The following is a 19,000-nucleotide window of genomic DNA, read 5'->3' as shown; positions in this document are numbered from 1 at the left end:
GTCTCAGAACTGGACTTCGGGCGGGATGACACTGGTATCGAAGCCGGCGTTGTTCAGGACCTTGACGAAGATGGCCTTCACTTCTCCGGATGCCTGCTTCTCCTCCGACCACTTCTTGAGCCAGGGCGCCAAGCGATCAGCCGCCTTGATGATACCTGCCGAGGAGCCCATCGACTGGATCGGCGTCGGGAAAACGATGTCGCCGAATGCATGCGAAGCGCTTTTGTGGACATTAAGGCAGCGCAATGCGTCCGCACCCATGATATCGGCTCGGCCCGACTGAACCGCCAAAGTCACTTCCGAATACTCGGAGAGGGTGACATGCGTTGCGTTGGGAGCGAGCTTCTTGAACGCCGTCTCGATGCTGGTGCCAGTAACGGTGGCGATCCGAACTTCGGGTTTGTTCAGCGATTCCCAAGTGCCCTCGGATTGGAACGACTTGCCGGTGACGCCGCAGAAGGCGAGGCCGTACATCGGCCCAATCATGGACAGTGCCTTCTCGCGCTCAGGGGTCGCGCTCATGCCCGGCCAGATATCGATCTTGTTGGACTGAAGATCGAGCACCACCGTCTTCCAGCCGGTTTCGCGGAATTCAGGCTTGATTTCCTTCCCCATCTCCTTCGAGAGGTCCGCGGCGATCGCACGGCAAAGGTCGATCTCATACCCCTCCCACTGCCCGGTCTGCCGGTCTACCCACGACCCGACGGGGTCGTTGGGAATTGCACCGCAGACGATATTCCCTGACGATTCGATACGATCCCAGACGGGGTCGGCCGCAGCCACGCCCATGCCGGCCAAATTTAGGCCGGCAAGGGCAAGCGCGGTGGCGACAAACATTGAACGAAGAGAGATGCGATTTTTCACTTTATTCCCCTTTTCCTGTTTGGATCTCTTTCGATTTCGGGCTTTTGTACGGCCTACGCCTGCTTCATCTCGACGCCGGCCCTGGCGTAGATCTCTCGGATCTCAGTTCCGATCTTCTCGATCTGGGCCTGATCGGCCATCCGATGAGGACTGCGCGTAACGCCTCCCGGCCGACTGAGAGCGGCCATGGCGCCCTTCACAAAAGCGAAGTTCGCCAGCCCGGACCGGGCGAGTAGGTGATAGAGTTGGTCGATCACCTGCTGGTTGCGGGACAGAGCATCGGCGTCGTTTTCGCGGAACGTCTTGTAGTAGTTGACGACCTCTCTCGCGCACACATTCGAGATGGTCGAGACGATTCCGCTTGCACCGCGTGAAAGCAACGCACTGGCGTACGGCTCCAATCCCGCGAAATGCGCCAACCGATCCCGCGTCGCGTAGTACACTTCGGCGACCGCATAGAGATCACGCGCGCTTTCCTTGTACGCGGCAACGCCTGGGAGAGCGGCAAGCTGCGCCGTCAGGCTGGGAGAAAGCGCGACACCTACGCGCGCCGGGTTGTTGTAGACCATGATCGGGAGACCGATGGCCGCGACATCCTCGAAGGCCTTCACAATCTCGGACGGCGTGGGCAGGCAGTAGACCGGCGGCAGCACCATGCAGCCATCGTAGCCGATCTGCTTGGCGACCTTGGTAAGCTCGAGCGTTTCGGAATGATTGGTGGAGGAGGTGCCGGCAATCACCGTTCCGCGACCCGCCACATGCGCGAAGACCGTTTCGAAAAGGTCCGCGCGTTCCGAGATCGACATGGAATAGTACTCGCCGGTGCTGCCGCCGACGACGAAGCCGGAGACGCCTTCGGACAGGAGCAGGTCGACCAGTTGCTTCAACTGATCCTTGTCGATGCTGCCGTCCGCCGCAAAAGGGGTCGCCAATGCGGGCAGCACCCCGCTCCAACTCACTTTGGTCATGATAATCGATGGTCTCCTAATTGACCTTTGCCACAATTTGATATATCGTATGTCGAATATGAAATTCCTGTCAAGCGGGTGCTGATCGTGGGAACTGGTGGGGATGATCTGAGATACGAACAGCCGGTCCGCGGTGACACGCTGGCGGAGCAGGTCTATCGGCAACTCTCGACCGCGATCCTCTCGGGATCATTTGCCCCTATGGAGCGGATTACCATCCGTCGTTTAGCCGAGGAGATCGGCGTCAGCGTGACCCCTGCCCGCGAGGCGGTGCTGAGGTTGATCGCCGACGGTGTCCTTCAGACGACGGACAAGAACGCCGTCCTGGTGCCGGAGCGGACCGAGGCGGAGATCGTTGAGATTTTCAGCATCCGTCGGTTTCTCGAGGGCGATATGGCCGAGGTCGCCGCACCACGGCTGCGCGACGAGGATGTCGCGTTTCTGGAGGATACGCAGAAGAAATTCCTGCAGGCGCTGGATGCGGCCGACTACAAAGAGGTTCTTCGGCTGAATTCCGTGTTCCACTTTTTCATCTACACGAAATCCGATCTCCCTCTTCATCTGAAGATCGTCGAGAGCCTTTGGTTGAGGATCGGTCCCACCCTCCGCTACATGTACCCCATTCTCCACAAGAACCGCGTCGATCATCGCCGTCACGAGGACATCATCGAAAGCGCTGCTCGGCGCGACGGAGGCGCTCTGAGGAATGCAATCCTGAACGACCTTCAATCCTCACAGGTCGCCCTCAGTCAGTACATCGAAACTTACGGCAGCGGGCCGTCACCTCGTACAAGGCGCATCAGGGCCTGAAGACCATGTCTGCATATCCGGATAGCGAGAGGCGCCTGCCGTCCCGCGCCTACGACGTGGCTGTGATCGGTGGCGGCATCTTCGGGCTGTTCTGTGCTCTCACTCTCGCGGATGCGGGAAAGTCGGTCGTCGTCATCGATCGCGGCCCGGTCTGGTCCGAGGCATCGGCGGTCAACGCAGGGTCCCTTGGCGTTCAGAACAAATTGCCTGCGCTGGTTCCCTATACGCTCTGGTCATGGGAGATATGGGAGACGCTGGCCGAACGCCTCGGTGCCGATATCGGCTTGCGTCGTGACGGCGGCTACAAAATTGCGATGACCGAAGCCGAGGCAGAGCGCCTCGACGCCGTGTCGATGCAGCAGAAGGCCTTGGGCCTGGACGTCAGACGGTTGACTCAGGCGGACCTGCGCCGCACGGCCCCTTGGATTTCCAGCGACTGCGTGGCGGCCACATACTCGCCGCAAGATGGATATGCGAACCCGACACTCGTCGGTCCGGCGCTGCGCCGAGCCGTGGAGAGGTCAGGTGTGGAAATTCTGGACGACACCGCCGTCGAAGAAATCCGCAGCGGGGATCGCCTCGGCGTAGTGACGCGACGCGGTGAGATCCAGGCTTCCAAGATTGCGATAACTTCCGGCGCGTGGTCCGGTCGACTGGCCGCGATGGTGGGCGTACGTCTGCCGATATCACTCGACGTCAACATGGTGTCGGTGACCGAATCCGCTCGGCCGACCATCGAGAATATCGTCACGCACGCACGTGGCATCCTGACCCTCAAGCAGGTTGCAAACGGCAGTTGCCTGATTGGCGGCGGCTGGCAGGGCATCGGCACGCTGGAAAACCAGCGCAAGGAAGTGAGCTACGATCAGCTCGTTCACAATCTCCGCTTGGCGCTGCGCGTCATTCCGGGGCTCGAAAGGCTCAACGTAGTTCGTAGTTGGGCTGGCTACGAGGGAGTCACCCCGGACTCCCTACCGTACCTCGGCCTGCTCCCCGGCCACCGGAATATCTACTGCGCGGCCTGCGCACGCGGCGGCTTCACGCTTGGTCCGCTCATGGGGCAACTCCTCGGCGAGTTGATCTCCCATGGAGAGACCTCGAAGCCCATAGACATCTTCAACCCCGGAAGGTTCGCACATGTCGCAGCCTAGCGTGCGCCTTATCGAGGGCGTCAGACCGTCCGACGAAACGGTCAGCTTCATGTTCGAAGGCGAGAAGCTTACGGGCTGGAAGGGCGAGGCGATCGCATCCGCTGTGATGCGCGCGGGCTTACGGACCCTTCGCCGCACGCGGATCGGTGACGAGCCCCGCGGATATTATTGCGGCATGGGGCTTTGCTGGGAATGCGCGGTCCACGTCGAAGGACAAGGCGTTGTGAGGAGTTGCTCCGAGCCGGTCCGCGAGGGCCTGGTGATCTCCTTCGCCGATGGACGGTGGGATAAATGAGCCGCCCGGTCGTGATCATCGGCGCTGGGCCCGCCGGCCTGTCTTGCGCCTGGGAGCTTGCTTCAGCCGGCCGTGAGGTCGTCCTTATCGACGATAACGGTATGGCCGGCGGACAGTATTTCCGTCAGTTGCCCGAAACCTATCAGGTTTCGCGAGATGCTCGATTGCTCCGTGACAAGGCGCGTTTCGATGAACTGGCGAAGGTTCTGACCCTGCCGGGTGTCCGCTATCTCTCGTCCACGGTCGTCTGGGGCGCGCCGGGCAACAAGACGGTTGCCTATGCCGGTCCGACGTCGAGCGGGCGCATAGAAGCTTCGGCCATCGTCATCGCGACCGGCGCCCAGGAGAAATCGTTGCCGTTCCCGGGATGGACACTTCCGGGAATCATATCTGCCGGAGGATGCCTCAATCTGGCGAAGGCGCACGGCATGGTGCCGACGGGCAGAGTCGTGGTCGCAGGGAACGGACCACTGGTTCTTGTCGCCGCTGCGACGCTGATCGCAGCCGGAGCAGAAGTCGTTGGCGTCGTTGAGGCCCAGTCCGACATCCGGCTGGCCTCGGCAGCCGTTTCCGGCCTCTTCGCGGCGCCCGGCGTGCTGCGAACCGGAATCGGATACAGGGCCCGGATCATGGCGGCCCGGGCAGGTTTCCGGACCGGCTGGATGGTCGCCGGCGCAAGGGGCAAGGACAGGCTGACCGCCGTCGGCATCGCTCCTGTGGGAGCCGATGGGCGCCCCCGGCGCGACAAGCAGCAATGGATAGAAGCCGATGCGCTGGTGGTCGGCTACGGACTTCTGCCGGGCACCGAAACAGCGCGACTGTTCGGCTGCCGCACGGAGCACAATCCTGCCCTGAACGGGCTAGTCCCGTGGCGGGACGACACGCTCCGCACCAGCGAGGAAGGAATCTATGCGATCGGCGATGGTGCCGGCATCGGCGGCGTGGAAGTCGCCCTCCTGGAGGGGCGCATCGCGGCGCATTCGATCATGGGCACGAGAGCGCCGGCGTCCCTCGCCTCGCGCTATCGCCGCCTCGACGGCTATCGTCGCAAACTCAATCTGGCTTACCGGATGCCGCAGCCGCTCCTGGCCGCCACGGACGACACGATCATCTGCCGGTGCGAGGAACTGACCCTCGGCCGGCTGCTTGCCGATCCCGGCCGCGGCCGCAACAGCCTGAATGCCGTCAAGACGTCGAGCCGGCTCGGGATGGGACGCTGCCAGGGACGCAACTGTCTGCACGTGGCGTCGTCGCTGCTCGGTCTCGCCACCGATGACCTGACAACGCATCCGCGCGCCCGCCCGCCGCTGAAGCCGCTCGCGGTTGGCCTTCTGGCCGCCGACAAGGACGCTGGCTCCGCAATGGAGCCGGATGAGATAACCCTTTCCGAATAGAAGGAAGAGTCATGACGTTCCACCACCATATTGAGGGCATCTCGCTCGACCCGTATGTGAACGGCGCGCGTCGCAAGATTTCCGGCGACGTCCATCCGACCTACGACCCCGCTACCGGGGAGGTCCTGTGCGAGGTGCCTGTCAGCGACGCATCCGTCGTCGACGAGGCGGTCGAAGCGTCGCGGGCGGCACTGAAGGGCGCATGGGCCAATGTGACGCCGGCGGAGCGAAGCCGCATGCTGTTCCGTGTCGCCCAGTTCATTCGCGCCGACGCGCAGCGGCTGGCCACCGTCGAGTGCATCGACAGCGGCAAGCCCCTGCGGGAAGCGGTGGGCGATATCGAGACCTCCGCGCGCTACTTCGAGTACTACGCCGGCATCGCCGACAAGCTCCAAGGCGACACAATTCCGCTGGGCAAGGACTTCGTGTCCTTCACCCTGCATGAACCGATCGGCGCGACGGCGCACATCATTCCCTGGAACTTTCCTCTCGTCACGACGGCGCGCGGCCTTGCACCTGCGCTGGCGGCAGGTGCGACCGCCGTCATCAAGCCGGCCGAGCAGACCCCTCTGACCGCCCTCATGCTCCCGGAATATCTGGAGAAGGCCGGCATCCCGGCAGGCGTCGTGAACGTCGTGTGCGGTCCGGGCAGGACGACGGGCTCAGCGCTGACCCAGCATCCCGGCATCGCTCACGTGACCTTCACCGGCTCGGTAGCGACAGGAAAGACCGTGATGATGGCGGCGGCCTCTCATGTCGCTTCGGTCACCATGGAACTGGGTGGCAAATCCCCGGTGGTGGTCCTGGCGGATGCCGACCGCGAGGCGGCGCTGGAAGGCGTCCTCAAGGCGATCTTCACCAATGCCGGCCAGGTCTGTTCCGCAGGCTCGCGCCTTGTGGTCGAGCGAAGCATCGCCGATTCCTTCCTCGCCTCGCTCGTCGAGCGCATCGGCGCCTTCACCTTCGGCCGTGGTCTCGACAATCCGAACATTGGTCCGGTCGTGTCCAAGGACCAACTGGCCAAGATCGAGACGATCGTGAACGATTCCGTCGCGGCTGGGGCGACGCTCCTGACCGGCGGACGGGTGAAGAAGCCGGACGGGCTCAATGGATGGTTCTTCGAGCCGACCGTCCTCGTGGCACATGAGCCTTCCACGAAGTGCGCTCAGGAAGAAATCTTCGGGCCGGTGCTCACCGTTCAGATTGCCGAGAATTTCGAGCACGCATGCGAATTGGCGGAAGGCACGGAGTTCGGCCTCGTCGCCGGCATCTACACGAAGGATGTTTCCAAGGCTCTGAAGTTCAGCCGGCATGTGTCGAGCGGTCAGGTCTTCATCAATCAGTATTTCGCCGGTGGCGTGGAGACGCCGTTTGGCGGCACCAAGAACAGCGGTTTCGGGCGCGAAAAGGGGCTGGAGGGCCTGAAGGCATACTACACGGTGAAGACTGTAACGGCGCGCATCTGATCTGGATGATGTAGGAGCAGGGCAGGGTCCAAGGGAGCACGCGCCTCGGTTTGCCGGCGCCGCTCCCGAAGACCTTCCAAAGGCGTCCTCAGCTTGGATGCACCCATGTGCGAAGACGTCGCGAACGCCTTTTCCTCATGGCAATCCCGTCGCAGATCTTGCGGCGGATCCATAGGGCCTGTGCGGGGGCGCCAAGCTGCCGTCGGCGCTATTTGCGTCATTTGGATGGTTCGCCAAGGCCGACACAAAGCAAGCCTATCTCAAGTTGGAACTATTACGGAGTATCCATTTAGCGAGCTTGTCGGATTCGGCGCTTTTCGCGCTGTTTCCAGAGCCGACCAGGAAGAAGGCATTTCCTGTACGAACACTCTTGTCGATTGCCGGCACCAACAATTTCCTTTCAAGCAAAAGCTGGGCTGTGAGAGACCAGCCCAACGCAATCCCTTCTCCGGCTAACGCTGCCTGAACTGCCAATTGATAGTCGTTGAAGACAATGTTGGGCATCAACCCGACGCTATCGGCGCCTGCCAATGCCAGCCACTCATTCCAGCCGACTCTCTTCCTGAACGCATCGAAGCAATGGATGAGCTTGTGGCCAACCAAATCCGAAACAGAGAGTATCCGGTCTACTGAACTCAGGTATGCCGGAGAGCAAACAGGTAGGACAATCTCGTCGCAAATGTACCAGCAATTGGGGCGATCAAAGTTGGCTGGCCGCAGCCAGATCGTCAAATCGATCTGCTCGTCCGGTTCGACATCCCGGTCGGTGGCGATGATCTTGACCTTGCTGCCGGGGTGACGCTGCTGAAAATCGTGAAGCTGAGGCACCAGCCAATGCGCGGCCATTGAGGTCGAAGCTGCCAGCGTTACGTATTGCATCCCGCTCGCGGCGATAGACGACAAGCTTTGTTCGATTCTTACAAAGCTGGATCGGACACTCTCGTACAGTTCCCGACCCGCTTCGGTCAACTGGACGCCCCTGTTTCCCCGTCGGAACAGTTGAACCTTACAGTACACCTCCAGCGCCTTGATGGCGTGCGAAACGCTCGGCTGCGTGACGTTCAATTCAGCAGCAGCCAGCTTGAAATTCAGGGTCCTCGCCGCCGCCTCGAATACGAAAAGAGAGTGCGGCGAGGGCAACATGTGGCGCAGCCTAGACATAGACTGGATTCATACCAGCCGATGTCTTTATCGTCTACAGCGCCTCCTTGTTCGGGGCTATCACTCTCCCAAGGCGCTTCCGCGCCTTCGCGGCCGCCAATATGGCCGCGGCATGGAGAGAACTCGATTGGGATCGTTGTCCGCCCATTCCGCTTCGCAGCGCATCGCAGTGCCGCCTCCACAGATCGAGGCAACGGCTTCCGGCTGGTATCTTACGTCCGGCCCCGAGTTGCCGCTCGTTTCCTTGAATGAGGATACGAGTTGCGATTGCCTCGTAATCGGCGCGGGATGGATGGGGTTGCACGCGGCGCGACGCTTCGCCGAACTCCAGCCTGATGCCCGCGTCATCCTCGTCGACGCCGGGCGTATAGGCAACAATGCAGCGGGACGCTGCATGGGGTTTGCCATCGATCTCGCGCACAACCCCCGCAAAAGGGATTTTCTGGAGGACGTGCAGGGTAACCGGGACGAACTGCGGACCAACCTTGAAGGCAACGCCTATTTGCGCTCGGCGGTGGAGGATCATGGCGTCGAATGCGATTGGGACCCGCAAGGCAAATACCATAGCGCTGCCACGGAGCACGGCGTGCGCGACCTGCTCAGTTTTTCTGAAGCCCTCGATCGCATGGGGCAGACCTATCGTTGGGTCGAGCGCGACGAAATCCAATTGATCACCGGCAGCAGGCACTACATCAGGGCTCTGCATCACCCTGGCACCATCCTCATCCATCCGGCGAAGTATTTGAAGAATGCCGCGCAAGCGCTGCCAGCCAACGTGACGGTATATGAAAACACGCCGATCACGGCCGCGAGATACGGAACGCCGACCCAGGTTTTCGAGGCACGCGGTGGTCAGATCAAGGCGAACAAAGTCATCGTCTGCGCTTCGGCCCATTTGACGAAGTTCGGCTTTTTTCCGGACACCGCCATTCCTGTCTACACCTTCGCCAGCATGACGCGGCAGCTGACGCCGGGCGAACTCGCACAGGTCGGAGACCGTCCTGCCTACGGATTGATCCCAGCCGATAGCTTCGGAACGACAGTCAGACGAACGTCCGACAACCGGCTTTTCCTGCGCAACGTCTACTCATACGCCAACAATTTCACGGCGACCCATCAGGACGTTATCCGCGCCCGCAAGCAACAGCAGATCGCGTTTGATCGCCGTTGGCCGGAACTGTCAGCCATGGGTTTCGAGGCAAGTTGGGGCGGTCTCCTGACACTCGCCCAAAACGGCGGGATGGTCTTCGGCCAACTGGCCGAGAATGTCTTTGGCTCTGCCTTCTGCAACGGAACCGGCGTGTCGAGGGGAACCGCCTTCGGCAAAGCGATCGCTGAACTTGCAGCCGGGCGGTCATCGCCGGTGATCGACATTCTCAAGCGGCGGGCGGCGCCCGTTCGAACCTATCCCCGACTTATCACCTCGCTGGGCGTGCGCTTCGTGACGGGCTGGCGTTTCAAGCAGGCGGGCAAGGAAGTCTGAAGCAGAAAGGAACCGAGATGGCTGACCTGAAGGGAATCAACCTAGCCATGCAGACGCCGTTTGACGCGGGCGGCGCTATCGATTTCAAGGTCTTCGAGGGACTCATCGACAAGTATGTCGAGGCGGGCGTCCACGGGCTCGTATTTGGGTCGGGGACCGGCCAGCATCCGTATCTCACTGAACAGGAATGCAACCAGCTCTACGAGATCGGCGCCAAGCGCGTCGGCGGTCGTTGTCACGTGATCTGCCAGACCTCGGCCCTGAACGTCGACGAGGTGATCCGGCGATCACGGCACGCGGAGTCCATCGGCGCCGATGCCCTGATGATCTTGCCGCCTTATTTGGAGGGTCCGACGGACGATGACGGCATCGTGGAGTTCTACAGGGATGTCGCCTCATCCGTCGGCATCGACATCATCGGCTATAACATTCCGCAGGCGACAGGCGTATCCGTTTCTGTGGCACTCCTGAAGCGGCTGACGGCGCTCGACAACTTCAACTACATCAAGGACAGCGGCGGGGATTTCACGTTACACCAAGAGTACCTCCAGGCGACGCCGGGCGTCCTGAACGGCTGCGACACCACCACCCTCTATGCCCTAATGGCGGGATGCCGGGGGGTCATTTGGGGTGGCGCGAACTACATGCCGCGCGAGGCTGTCGAACTCTACGACCTCGTAACAGCGCAGCGATACTCGGAGGCGCAGGTCCTTTGGCAGATGATGTTGCCGTCTCTCCTTTTCATCTGGCGCACCCACTATTCGCCTTCCGTGATCAGAGCGGCGCAGCTGCGCGGGCTCGGCACGGGCAATGTCCGCAAGCCGCTCTCGAAACTCTCGGCGGAGCAGGACAAGGCGCTTCAGCAGTCGCTTCGGCCCCTGTTCGTCTAGCAGTTCCCGCGTTTTTCAATTCCGTCGGCCATCGACAACCAGGGAGGGTCACGATTTCCTGAATGGATTGTATCGCTACCGCATAAGGGATGTGTACTCAACTTATACAATTCCATTGACTCGTTTGCCCGCCCCTGCGAACATCCTTCCATCCACGACGGGGGAGCCTCCAGCGGGAGGAATGTCGCCGTCGCAGGAAGCCAGGCAGGGATCTCGATGAAGAGCAGAAAAGGCGACCTATACGAGGAACTGAAGCGTCAGATTCTGACGATGGAACTGGAACCCGACCAGGACCTGGACGAGGTGAGCTTGGGCGAGCGCTATGGCCTCTCGCGCACTCCTGTCCGAGAGATTTTCCGGCAGCTCGAGGGGGAGGGATATGTCGATATTCGGCTCAACCGCGGCGCGCGCGTCGTTCCCATGAACCATCAGACACTCAGGAACTTCTTCCTGGTCGCGCCAATGATCTATGCCGCGATCGGCCGCCTTGCAGTTCAGAATTTCAAGCAGAGGCAACTCGCAGATCTGAGGGACACACAGGAGCGGTTCCGGACGGCGAGCGTCACCGGCGACGCGCTCTCCATGGTGCTCGAGAACAATCGCTTCCACGAGATCATGGGGGAGATGTCTGGCAATGCGTACCTGCAGCCGAGCCTCAGCCGTCTTCTGATCGACCACGCCCGGATCGGGCACACCTTCTTCCGGCCCCGTAACGACGAGATGCGAAACCGTCTTCAACTCGCCGTGGACCACCATGACGGCTTCATCGCAGCCATCGAGGCGCACGACGAGGACGCGGTCGTCAGCCTTGTGTTCGAACACTGGGAACTGTCGCGCGAGAACATGGGAATGTTCATCACACCCGAGGGGATGAAGGCGGACGCGCTCGTCGATAGGCCCGCCGCATGATGGAGAGATCGTCTTGAAATTCGAAGGTATCTATACCCCGGCCATAACGCCGTTTTGCCGGGACGGGCAGATAGACCGTGACGCCTTCGCAGCAGTCCTCGAGTCTCTTATCGAAGCGAGGGTGCACGGCATCATCGTCGGCGGATCGACGGGTGAGTACTACGCCCAGAGCCCACAGGAGCGGTTCGATCTCGCCGTCTACGCCAAGGAAGTGGTCGGCACCCGGATTCCGCTCATCGTTGGAACGAGCGCGACCAGGACCGAGGATTCGGTCGAATATGCCAAGGCGGCCAAGGAGATCGGCGCCGACGCGATCCTGGTAACCTCGCCTCCCTACGCATTGCCGACGGAGCGGGAGAATGCGGTTCACGCACTCACGATAGACCGCGCGGCGAACCTTCCGATCATGCTCTACAACTACCCGGCCCGCATGGGCGTCATGATGGGAGAGGAGTATTTCTCCCGCGTCGGCAAGTCCAGGAACGTCGTGGCCATCAAGGAGAGCTCCGGCGAGACGGGCAACCTCCACCTGTTAGCTCGGAAGTTTCCCCACATCGCACTCTCTTGCGGCTGGGACGACCAAGCACTCGAATTCTTTGCATGGGGCGCCAGGAGTTGGGTCTGCGCCGGCTCCAATTTTCTCCCCCGCGAACATGTCGCGCTCTACGAAGCCTGCGTGCTGGAAAAGAACTTCGACAAGGGCCGCGCCATCATGACGGCAATGCTGCCGCTCATGGATTTCCTCGAGTGCGGGAAGTTCGTTCAGTCGATCAAGTACGGCTGCGAGTTGGCAGGCCTGAACGCAGGCGAGGTGCGCGCGCCGCTGCGCCCTCTCAATTCAGAAGAAAAGCGAACCCTTCAGACTGTCGTAGCCACCTTGAAGCGCACGGTCGCCCAGATCGCGTCGGGAGCAAACTATGCATGAACCGTTGACCGCGGCCGAATACAGGGCCATAGCCGCGACCGTTCAGTTTCCGACCAATGCTTTCATCGACGGAGCGTTTCGCCCGGCGAATTCCGGCAAGACATTCAAGACGACCAATCCAGCGACTGGCGAGACGCTTGCAGAAATTGCGGCGTGTGATTCCAGCGATGTCGATTTTGCCGTGGCTAAGGCCAGGAAAGCGTTCGACGATGGCCGCTGGCGCCTCAAGTCGCCTGGCGAGCGTAAGGCCGTGCTCCTCAACTTCGCCAAGCTTCTGGAGCGCAACCGCCATGAACTCGCGGTCATGGAGAGCCTCGACAGCGGCAAGCCGATCCGCGAGTGCCAGACCGTGGACGTACCCGACACGATCCACACGCTCCGCTGGCATGCCGAACTCATCGACAAGCTCTACGACAACACCGCTCCGGTCGGTTCGAATGCGCTGACCTTGATCGTGCGGGAGCCGGTCGGCGTCGTCGGCTGCGTCCTGCCTTGGAACTTTCCGCTTCTGATGCTGGCCTGGAAAATCGGTCCGGCGCTTGCCGCGGGATGCTCGGTGATCGTGAAGCCCGCGCAGGAGACGTCGCTGACCACGCTTCGCGTCGCTGAACTGGCCCATGAGGCGGGCATTCCCGCAGGCGTCTTCAACGTCGTCACCGGCGGCGGCAAGGAGGTCGGCGAACCGATCGGCATGCACATGGACGTCGACATGGTGGCCTTCACCGGCTCGACCCCGACTGGCCGCCGTTTCCTACGCTACGCCGCGGACTCCAATCTCAAGCGCGTCGTCCTCGAATGCGGCGGCAAGAATCCGGCAGTGGTTCTCGACGATGCCGAAGATCTCGACCTCGTCGCCGAACAGGTGGTCAATGGTGCGTTCTGGAACATGGGCGAGAACTGCTCGGCCACCTCTCGTCTCATCGTCCACGCCAAGGTCAAGGACGAACTGCTCGAGCGGATCGGCGCCTACATGCGCGAGTGGAAGGCGGGCGATCCCCTCGATCCCGAAAATCGCATCGGCGCACTCGTCAGCAAGAACCATTTCGAGAAGGTGAGTTCCTTCCTCGACGACGTGAAGAGCGAAAGGCTTTCAGTCGCCATTGGGGGTGACACCTACAAGGGCATCTACATCGAGCCGACTGTCGTTGACGGTGTGACGCCCGAGAGCCGCCTCTTTCAGGAAGAGATATTCGGGCCGATCCTGTCGGTCACGACCTTCAATTCGCTCGCCGAAGCCATCGCGCTCGCCAACGACACGAATTACGGCCTGACTGCGTCCGTCTATACGGGAAGCCTGCGTAACGCGATCAAGCTGTCGCGCGAAATCCGGGCGGGCGTCGTCACGGTCAATTGCTTCGGCGAAGGCGACGCCACCACGCCATTCGGGGGCTACAAGGAGTCCGGCCTCGGCGGGCGCGACAAGTCGATCTTCGCTCATGACAACTATTGCGAACTGAAGACCATCTGGATCGACGTTTCGGATCGATCGGTGGACGAGACGATCCGATGATTGCCAAGGCGGTCAAACGTTTGCCGGTCGAGAATGGCGTTTCGGGATGGGAGGCGATCAGTCAGCGTTCGTTTCCCGTCCGAAGCCTCGAAGGCAACGTGACCGCGGACTGGTTGATCATTGGCGCGGGCTTCGCGGGCCTTTCGGCAGCGCGCCGCCTGCTTCAGCTTCGGCCGCACGACAAGATCGTAGTGCTCGACGCGAGCGAAGTCGCCAAGGGGACTGCGGGACGAAACTCGGGCTTCATGATCGACGTCCCTCACGACCTGACGTCGAGTGAATATTCGACTGGTAACACTGACGCCACGAAACTGGAGATGGCTCAGAACCGCTCCGCAATCGCCTTTGCGGCCGAGGCGGCAGCGGAATACGGAATGCCCCGCGAGATTTTCGATCCATCAGGAAAGATCAACGCGGCGGCGACGCCGCGCGGTATGAAACTCAACCTAAGCTTCGGCAAGTCGCTGAAAAGCGCCGGCGAGGAGCATACTTTCCTGGATTCCGCCGAAATGCGCGGCATTACCGGATCGGATTACTATCTCGGTGGATTGTACACGCCCGGCGCGGTCCTGATTCAGCCCGCCGACTACGTTCGGTCGTTTGCCGCAGGCCTCTCCACGAAGGTGGGCATATTCGAACGTTCGCCCGTGACGTCGTTGACCCGGGAAAACGGGGTCTGGACCGCCGTTTCACAACGAGGCGCGGTCACCGCTCCCAAGGTCATCGTAGGTGTCAATGGCCACATTGACGACTTTGGATACTTCCGTGGTCGGCTGATGCATATCTTCGCCTATGCGTCGATGACCGCCCCTTTTCCTGCCGACGATTTTGGCCGCAGGGTCACCGGGGGCGACAGATGGGCGCTGCTTCCCGCCGATGCAATGGGTGCGACCGTCCGCAAGATCACGTCCGGCGGTCAATCGCGCATCACGATCCGGACAAAGTACACCTACGACACTGAAGTCGCCGTGACCAAGCGGCGCATGGCTAGAATGGCCGAGGCGCACCGGCGCTCGCTTGATGCAAGGTTTCCAGGGCTCAAAAGAATACCATTCGAACATAGTTGGGCAGGGCGGATTTGCCTGAGCGTCAATCACGTTCCCGCCTTTGGCGAAGTCGAAGAGGGACTTTACTCCGCTTGCTGCGAGAACGGATTGGGCACGGTGAAGAGCACTCTCGCAGGCATGATGGCGGCGGAACTGGCCACCGGCACCACGTCCCGACGTCTCGAGGAATACATGGATCATCCCGAGCCTTCCCGGCTTCCGCCGGAGCCGTTGGCATGGCTGGGCATAAATTCGGTGATCCGTTTGCAGGAATTGCGCGCAGGCCGCGAGGGATAAGCCCTTGCCGCGCAATGTGAAGACTGGGCCAGCGGCCAAGTCTTCAAATGGGAATGGGAGGAGTGAGGAAATGAAGACTTTCTGGAAAGCGCTCTGCGCCGCGGCGATGGTCGGAATGACCATGATGTCCGCTCACGCGGAGGAAAAGACCATTACCATGGGGACGATGTCCTGGGAGGATATCCTGCCTGTCACCGGCGTCACCAAGATCGCCCTCGAAAACGCCGGCTATACCGTAAAAGTGGTTCCCTTCTCCGAGTGGGGCATCGCCTATGCCGCGCTCAGCAAGGGTGACATTCAAATTCTTGCCTCTCAGACGGACTACGTTGCTCATGATTACTGGGACAAGAACAAGGACAAGCTCGAGAAGCTGTCGCCGGTGTCGCATGGTCTGTTTCAGGCATTGGCGGTGCCGAAATACGTGACCATCGACTCGATGGAGCAACTCAACGAGAACGCCGACAAGTTTGGCGGCAAGATCGTGGGCATCGAGCCGGGTTCCGGCCTAATGCGTGACACCATCGACGCGGTCAAGGAATACGGCATCAAGCTCCAACTCGTCGAAGGCAGCAGCGGCGCGATGACTGCCGCCCTCAAGTCGGCAGTCGACCGCAAAGATTGGATCGTTGTCACCCTTTGGACACCCTCGTGGATGGCCCAGAAGTTCGACATGAAGTTTCTGCAGGATCCCAAGGGGATCTATCCAGTGTCGCAAAGCTATTATTGGATCGCGCAGAAGGGCTTTGCTGCAGAGCATCCTCATGCTCGTGAAGTAATTGCCAGCGTCTTCCTTCCGTTGGGCGATAACATCGCGATCAACTCCGCCGTCAATGATGGCATGACGATGGACGAAGCCATCAAGGACTGGGCCGACAAGCACGCCGATCTCATGAAGCGGTGGGGCAACATCAAGAGCGAATAACCAGCATGGGGAGCGCCCGGCGTCCAACGCCGGGCAGCTCTTGCAAATCTGCGGCGAGCCAATGCGGCAAGCCTAACCCGCAGGGTCGAGATGAACGCCTCGAACATCGATACAAATGAAGTGCTGGTGGACTGTCAGTCCGTATGGAAAGTCTTCGGCGCAAACGCGCCTGAGGCCATGAAAGCGGTTGTCGAGCGCAGCCTGACGAAGAAACAGGTTCTGCAGGACTACAAATGCGTTGTCGCTGTCTCGGACGCCAGCTTTCAGCTTCGGCGAGGCGAGATCTTCTGCGTGATGGGTCTGTCGGGCAGCGGCAAGTCAACGCTGATCCGACTTCTCAATCGTCTGATCGAACCGAGCATCGGAAAGATCATCGTGAAAGGGAAGGACATCGCCAAGCTGAATCCGGCTGAACTCCGCAAGATGCGCGCCCGGAACATGGGCATGGTGTTTCAAAGCGTGGCACTTCTCCCTCACCGGACGGTTCTCGAGAATGCCGCCTTCGGTCTAGAGGTGCAGGGCATTTCGAAAGGCGAGCGCAACAGGACCGCCCTTGCTGCACTAGAGAAGGTCGGTCTCGCCGATTGGGTTGAGCGCTACCCGTCGGATCTTTCGGGCGGCATGCAGCAGCGTGTTGGACTGGCGCGGGCACTGGCCGCCGATCCTGAGATCATCCTCATGGACGAGCCTTTCAGCGCGCTGGATCCGCTGATCCGGCGACAGCAGCAGGACGAATTCAGGCGATTGACGAAATCGCTCGGCAAGTCCTCCGTCTTCATCACCCATGACCTCGATGAAGCCATCCGTCTTGGCGACCGTATCGCCATCATGAAGGACGGCGTCATCGTCCAGATCGGGACGGCAGAGGACATCGTCGCCAAACCCGCCGACGACTACGTGGCGGATTTCGTGGCGGGCATTTCAAGGATTCACCTGGTCAAGGCCCGTTCGGTCATGCGGCCCGTCGACGACTTCAAACGCTCGCAGCCGCAGTGTGACGTGAACGCTCTTCCGCAGACTTCGCCCGACGCCGACATCGGCGAACTGATCGACGTCACCATGCAGTCCGATGGCAATGCGCTGGCGGTTGTGGAGGATGGCGTCGTCGTCGGTGTCGTCACAGTCCGTGGCCTGCTCCGCGGGGTTGCCGGGATGCCTGCAGAAGAGCTTGTTGCGGCATAGCTAGGGAGGAGCGGAATGGACACTGCAGTCATTACCGACACCTTCGATTCCTGGACTGATAGTGCGCTCGATTGGGTGAGCGACAACGGCGAATGGCTGTTCTCATTCCTGAGAACCGTACTGGAGGGCACCTATGACGGTGTCCTGTGGCTTCTCCACCTGGCGCCGTCTTACGTGATCGGACTCATCGCGGCGCTGCTCGGGTGGCGATTGATCAATGCTGCCTCCGGCATCTTGGCGGGACTATCGCTGATCTTCTGCGAAGTCATGGGACTTTGGGCGGAAACCATGAGCACGCTGGCCATGGTGATCACCGCTACGATCCTCGCCCTTCTCGTCGGCCTTCCCCTTGGAATTGCAGCAGGTTTCATCAGGTCGCTCGACCGGATCCTCGAGCCGGTGCTGGACCTGATCCAAACCCTGCCGCCTTATATCTATCTTCTGCCCGCGATCGCGCTGCTGGGCTATGGGCCGGCGACCGCGCTTGCTGCTACCGTTATCATCGCGATGCCGCCCGCCATTCGCCTCACCTCCCTGGGCATCCGCATGACGCCGCGCGAATTCATCGAACTGGGCCAGGCAAGCGGCCTGACACCCTGGCAGATGTTCATCAAGATCCGGCTTCCGTTCGCCGTCCCCAGCATGATGGCCGGGATCAACCAGAGCCTCATGATGGCCTTCGGCATGGTGGTCATCGCAGGTATCGTTGGTTCGGGAGGTCTCGGGCAGACGATCTACGAATCCCTGCGCACGCTCGACATCGCCACCTCGATCAATGCCGCGATCGCGATCGTCATCCTGACCATGGTGCTCGACCGACTGACGCAGAGCGCCGCCCACCGCACCGAGGGAGGCGCTGAATGAACCTCGATCTGCTCCGGTTTTCGCCGGGGGCGTATCTCGCCCCGGTCGTGGATTGGCTGAACAGGAACTTTCACCCGTTCTTCGACGCCGTGACCAAGTTCATCGAAGCGGTGTTGGGAGGCATAGAAGCCGCTCTGTTGTATCCACCGCCCTATGCGGTGATCGTGGCGGCGGTTCTCCTCGCCGCGTTCATCGCCGGCACCCGGGTCGCGGTGGTGACTGCCCTAGCGCTCGCATTCTGCTTGCTGGTGGGGCTCTGGACAGCCTCGATGCAGACGCTGGCGCTGGTTACGGTGGCGGTGACCATTTCGGTCTTCATCGCCTTCCCACTCGGCATCCTGGCATCACGCTACAGGAATTTCGAGGCATCGATCCGGCCGCTGCTCGACATGATGCAGACAGTGCCGCCGTGGGTGTATCTCATCCCCGCAGTCATTATCTTCAGCCTGGGCCGCGTTCCCGCCATCATCGCCACGATCATCTACGGCATACCCCCGATGCTGCGCCTGACTACCCTGGCTTTTAATCAGGTGCCGAAAAACTTCCTCGAACTCGGCCATGCGACGGGGGCATCGCCACGATCGATCCTGTTCAAGATCGAGATTCCCGCAGCCACCCCGACCCTCCTGGTAGGCCTGAACCAGTGCATCCTCCTGTCCTTGGCCATGGTCGTCTTGGCGGGTTTGGTCGGTGCGGGAGGTCTCGGAGCCGAGGTGACGCGGGGGCTGACACGGATGGAAATGGGCCTGGGCCTCCGGGCCGGACTGGCGATCGTCGCCATCGCCATCCTTCTCGACAGGCTCTCCCGGGGCGCGGTGCAGCGAGGGCAGGGGACTGGCGCCGCGAAGGCCACCTGACCCGGA

Annotated in this window: 18 protein-coding genes; 15 read left to right on the top strand and 3 right to left on the bottom strand. The window is 61.1% G+C overall.

What is annotated here, in order from left to right; all coding sequences use genetic code 11:
• Window positions 1-3: 3 nt before the first annotated feature.
• On the bottom strand, window positions 4-864 hold the full coding sequence (locus HUI96_RS16460) for a transporter substrate-binding domain-containing protein (protein ID WP_188255755.1): 861 nt from the start codon (window positions 862-864) through the stop codon (window positions 4-6).
• Between the two features lie 53 nt (window positions 865-917).
• Window positions 918-1,832 (bottom strand): dihydrodipicolinate synthase family protein, encoded by a 915-nt coding sequence (locus HUI96_RS16455; protein WP_188255754.1) that lies wholly within the window; start codon window positions 1,830-1,832, stop codon window positions 918-920.
• Between the two features lie 87 nt (window positions 1,833-1,919).
• On the opposite strand from HUI96_RS16455, the gene HUI96_RS16450 reads away from it, so the two are divergent.
• From HUI96_RS16450 to HUI96_RS16430, 5 genes are read left to right on the top strand one after another with little or no spacing between them, the layout of a single operon-like run.
• Window positions 1,920-2,642: an FCD domain-containing protein gene (locus HUI96_RS16450; protein ID WP_188255753.1), complete on the top strand. Its 723-nt coding sequence runs from the start codon at window positions 1,920-1,922 to the stop codon at window positions 2,640-2,642.
• Between the two features lie 5 nt (window positions 2,643-2,647).
• Entirely contained in the window at window positions 2,648-3,793 is a 1,146-nt protein-coding gene (locus HUI96_RS16445) for an NAD(P)/FAD-dependent oxidoreductase (RefSeq protein ID WP_188255752.1), read from the top strand.
• Entirely contained in the window at window positions 3,780-4,088 is a 309-nt protein-coding gene (locus HUI96_RS16440; protein ID WP_188255751.1) for a (2Fe-2S)-binding protein, read from the top strand. The genes HUI96_RS16445 and HUI96_RS16440 overlap by 14 nt, the downstream gene beginning before the upstream one ends.
• Complete coding sequence (locus HUI96_RS16435; RefSeq protein WP_188255750.1) at window positions 4,085-5,482, top strand: NAD(P)/FAD-dependent oxidoreductase; 1,398 nt, start codon at window positions 4,085-4,087, stop codon at window positions 5,480-5,482. The genes HUI96_RS16440 and HUI96_RS16435 overlap by 4 nt, the downstream gene beginning before the upstream one ends.
• Window positions 5,483-5,493: 11 nt before the next feature.
• Window positions 5,494-6,948 (top strand): aldehyde dehydrogenase family protein, encoded by a 1,455-nt coding sequence (locus HUI96_RS16430; RefSeq protein ID WP_188255749.1) that lies wholly within the window; start codon window positions 5,494-5,496, stop codon window positions 6,946-6,948.
• 255 nt (window positions 6,949-7,203) lie between these two features.
• Here HUI96_RS16430 and HUI96_RS16425 read toward each other — a convergent pair whose 3' ends face one another.
• The gene (locus HUI96_RS16425) at window positions 7,204-8,091 is read right to left on the bottom strand and encodes a LysR substrate-binding domain-containing protein (RefSeq protein WP_188255748.1); all 888 of its coding nucleotides are present in this window, start codon (window positions 8,089-8,091) and stop codon (window positions 7,204-7,206) included.
• A gap of 145 nt (window positions 8,092-8,236) precedes the next feature.
• Between HUI96_RS16425 and HUI96_RS16420 the strand changes: the two genes are divergently transcribed.
• The 10 genes from HUI96_RS16420 (at window position 8,237) to HUI96_RS16375 (ending at window position 18,994) form a co-directional block, all read left to right on the top strand.
• The gene (locus HUI96_RS16420) at window positions 8,237-9,592 is read left to right on the top strand and encodes an NAD(P)/FAD-dependent oxidoreductase (protein ID WP_237684162.1); all 1,356 of its coding nucleotides are present in this window, start codon (window positions 8,237-8,239) and stop codon (window positions 9,590-9,592) included.
• Window positions 9,593-9,609: 17 nt separating this feature from the next.
• Window positions 9,610-10,482 carry a dihydrodipicolinate synthase family protein gene (locus tag HUI96_RS16415; protein WP_188255747.1) on the top strand — a complete coding sequence of 291 codons (873 nt, stop codon included), beginning with the start codon at window positions 9,610-9,612 and terminating at the stop codon, window positions 10,480-10,482.
• Window positions 10,483-10,698: 216 nt separating this feature from the next.
• On the top strand, window positions 10,699-11,391 hold the full coding sequence (locus tag HUI96_RS16410) for a GntR family transcriptional regulator (protein ID WP_188255746.1): 693 nt from the start codon (window positions 10,699-10,701) through the stop codon (window positions 11,389-11,391).
• A 13-nt stretch (window positions 11,392-11,404) separates the two neighbouring features.
• Complete coding sequence (locus HUI96_RS16405) at window positions 11,405-12,316, top strand: dihydrodipicolinate synthase family protein (protein ID WP_188255745.1); 912 nt, start codon at window positions 11,405-11,407, stop codon at window positions 12,314-12,316.
• Window positions 12,309-13,826, top strand: coding sequence for an aldehyde dehydrogenase (locus HUI96_RS16400; protein ID WP_188255744.1), 1,518 nt, complete (start codon window positions 12,309-12,311; stop codon window positions 13,824-13,826). The genes HUI96_RS16405 and HUI96_RS16400 overlap by 8 nt, the downstream gene beginning before the upstream one ends.
• Window positions 13,823-15,169, top strand: a complete 1,347-nt coding sequence (locus HUI96_RS16395) for an NAD(P)/FAD-dependent oxidoreductase (protein WP_188255743.1) — start codon at window positions 13,823-13,825, stop codon at window positions 15,167-15,169. Before HUI96_RS16400 ends, HUI96_RS16395 begins: the two co-directional genes overlap by 4 nt.
• Window positions 15,170-15,239: 70 nt before the next feature.
• Complete coding sequence (locus tag HUI96_RS16390) at window positions 15,240-16,091, top strand: glycine betaine ABC transporter substrate-binding protein (protein WP_188255742.1); 852 nt, start codon at window positions 15,240-15,242, stop codon at window positions 16,089-16,091.
• A 90-nt stretch (window positions 16,092-16,181) separates the two neighbouring features.
• Window positions 16,182-17,273, top strand: a complete 1,092-nt coding sequence (locus HUI96_RS16385; RefSeq protein ID WP_188255741.1) for a quaternary amine ABC transporter ATP-binding protein — start codon at window positions 16,182-16,184, stop codon at window positions 17,271-17,273.
• A 15-nt stretch (window positions 17,274-17,288) separates the two neighbouring features.
• Window positions 17,289-18,137, top strand: coding sequence for an ABC transporter permease (locus HUI96_RS16380; protein WP_188255740.1), 849 nt, complete (start codon window positions 17,289-17,291; stop codon window positions 18,135-18,137).
• Window positions 18,134-18,994, top strand: coding sequence for an ABC transporter permease (locus tag HUI96_RS16375; RefSeq protein WP_188255739.1), 861 nt, complete (start codon window positions 18,134-18,136; stop codon window positions 18,992-18,994). The genes HUI96_RS16380 and HUI96_RS16375 overlap by 4 nt, the downstream gene beginning before the upstream one ends.
• Window positions 18,995-19,000 lie beyond the last annotated feature (6 nt).

It is taken from the genome of Pseudaminobacter soli (ex Zhang et al. 2022) (assembly GCF_014595955.1).
GTDB lineage: Bacteria > Pseudomonadota > Alphaproteobacteria > Rhizobiales > Rhizobiaceae > Kumtagia > Kumtagia pseudosoli.
The sequence above is the reverse complement of the archived record's forward strand: the minus strand, read 5'-3'. Positions and strand labels throughout refer to the sequence as shown.

Coding starts and splice junctions, on each gene's coding strand:
- HUI96_RS16385 (WP_188255741.1), top strand. CDS start 16,182: ATGAACGCCTCGAACATCGATACAAATGAAGTGCTGGTGGACTGTCAG.
- HUI96_RS16375 (WP_188255739.1), top strand. CDS start 18,134: ATGAACCTCGATCTGCTCCGGTTTTCGCCGGGGGCGTATCTCGCCCCG.
- HUI96_RS16430 (WP_188255749.1), top strand. CDS start 5,494: ATGACGTTCCACCACCATATTGAGGGCATCTCGCTCGACCCGTATGTG.
- HUI96_RS16380 (WP_188255740.1), top strand. CDS start 17,289: ATGGACACTGCAGTCATTACCGACACCTTCGATTCCTGGACTGATAGT.
- HUI96_RS16395 (WP_188255743.1), top strand. CDS start 13,823: ATGATTGCCAAGGCGGTCAAACGTTTGCCGGTCGAGAATGGCGTTTCG.
- HUI96_RS16435 (WP_188255750.1), top strand. CDS start 4,085: ATGAGCCGCCCGGTCGTGATCATCGGCGCTGGGCCCGCCGGCCTGTCT.
- HUI96_RS16425 (WP_188255748.1), bottom strand. CDS start 8,091: ATGTTGCCCTCGCCGCACTCTCTTTTCGTATTCGAGGCGGCGGCGAGG.
- HUI96_RS16455 (WP_188255754.1), bottom strand. CDS start 1,832: ATGACCAAAGTGAGTTGGAGCGGGGTGCTGCCCGCATTGGCGACCCCT.
- HUI96_RS16440 (WP_188255751.1), top strand. CDS start 3,780: ATGTCGCAGCCTAGCGTGCGCCTTATCGAGGGCGTCAGACCGTCCGAC.
- HUI96_RS16415 (WP_188255747.1), top strand. CDS start 9,610: ATGGCTGACCTGAAGGGAATCAACCTAGCCATGCAGACGCCGTTTGAC.
- HUI96_RS16390 (WP_188255742.1), top strand. CDS start 15,240: ATGAAGACTTTCTGGAAAGCGCTCTGCGCCGCGGCGATGGTCGGAATG.
- HUI96_RS16445 (WP_188255752.1), top strand. CDS start 2,648: ATGTCTGCATATCCGGATAGCGAGAGGCGCCTGCCGTCCCGCGCCTAC.
- HUI96_RS16410 (WP_188255746.1), top strand. CDS start 10,699: ATGAAGAGCAGAAAAGGCGACCTATACGAGGAACTGAAGCGTCAGATT.
- HUI96_RS16400 (WP_188255744.1), top strand. CDS start 12,309: ATGCATGAACCGTTGACCGCGGCCGAATACAGGGCCATAGCCGCGACC.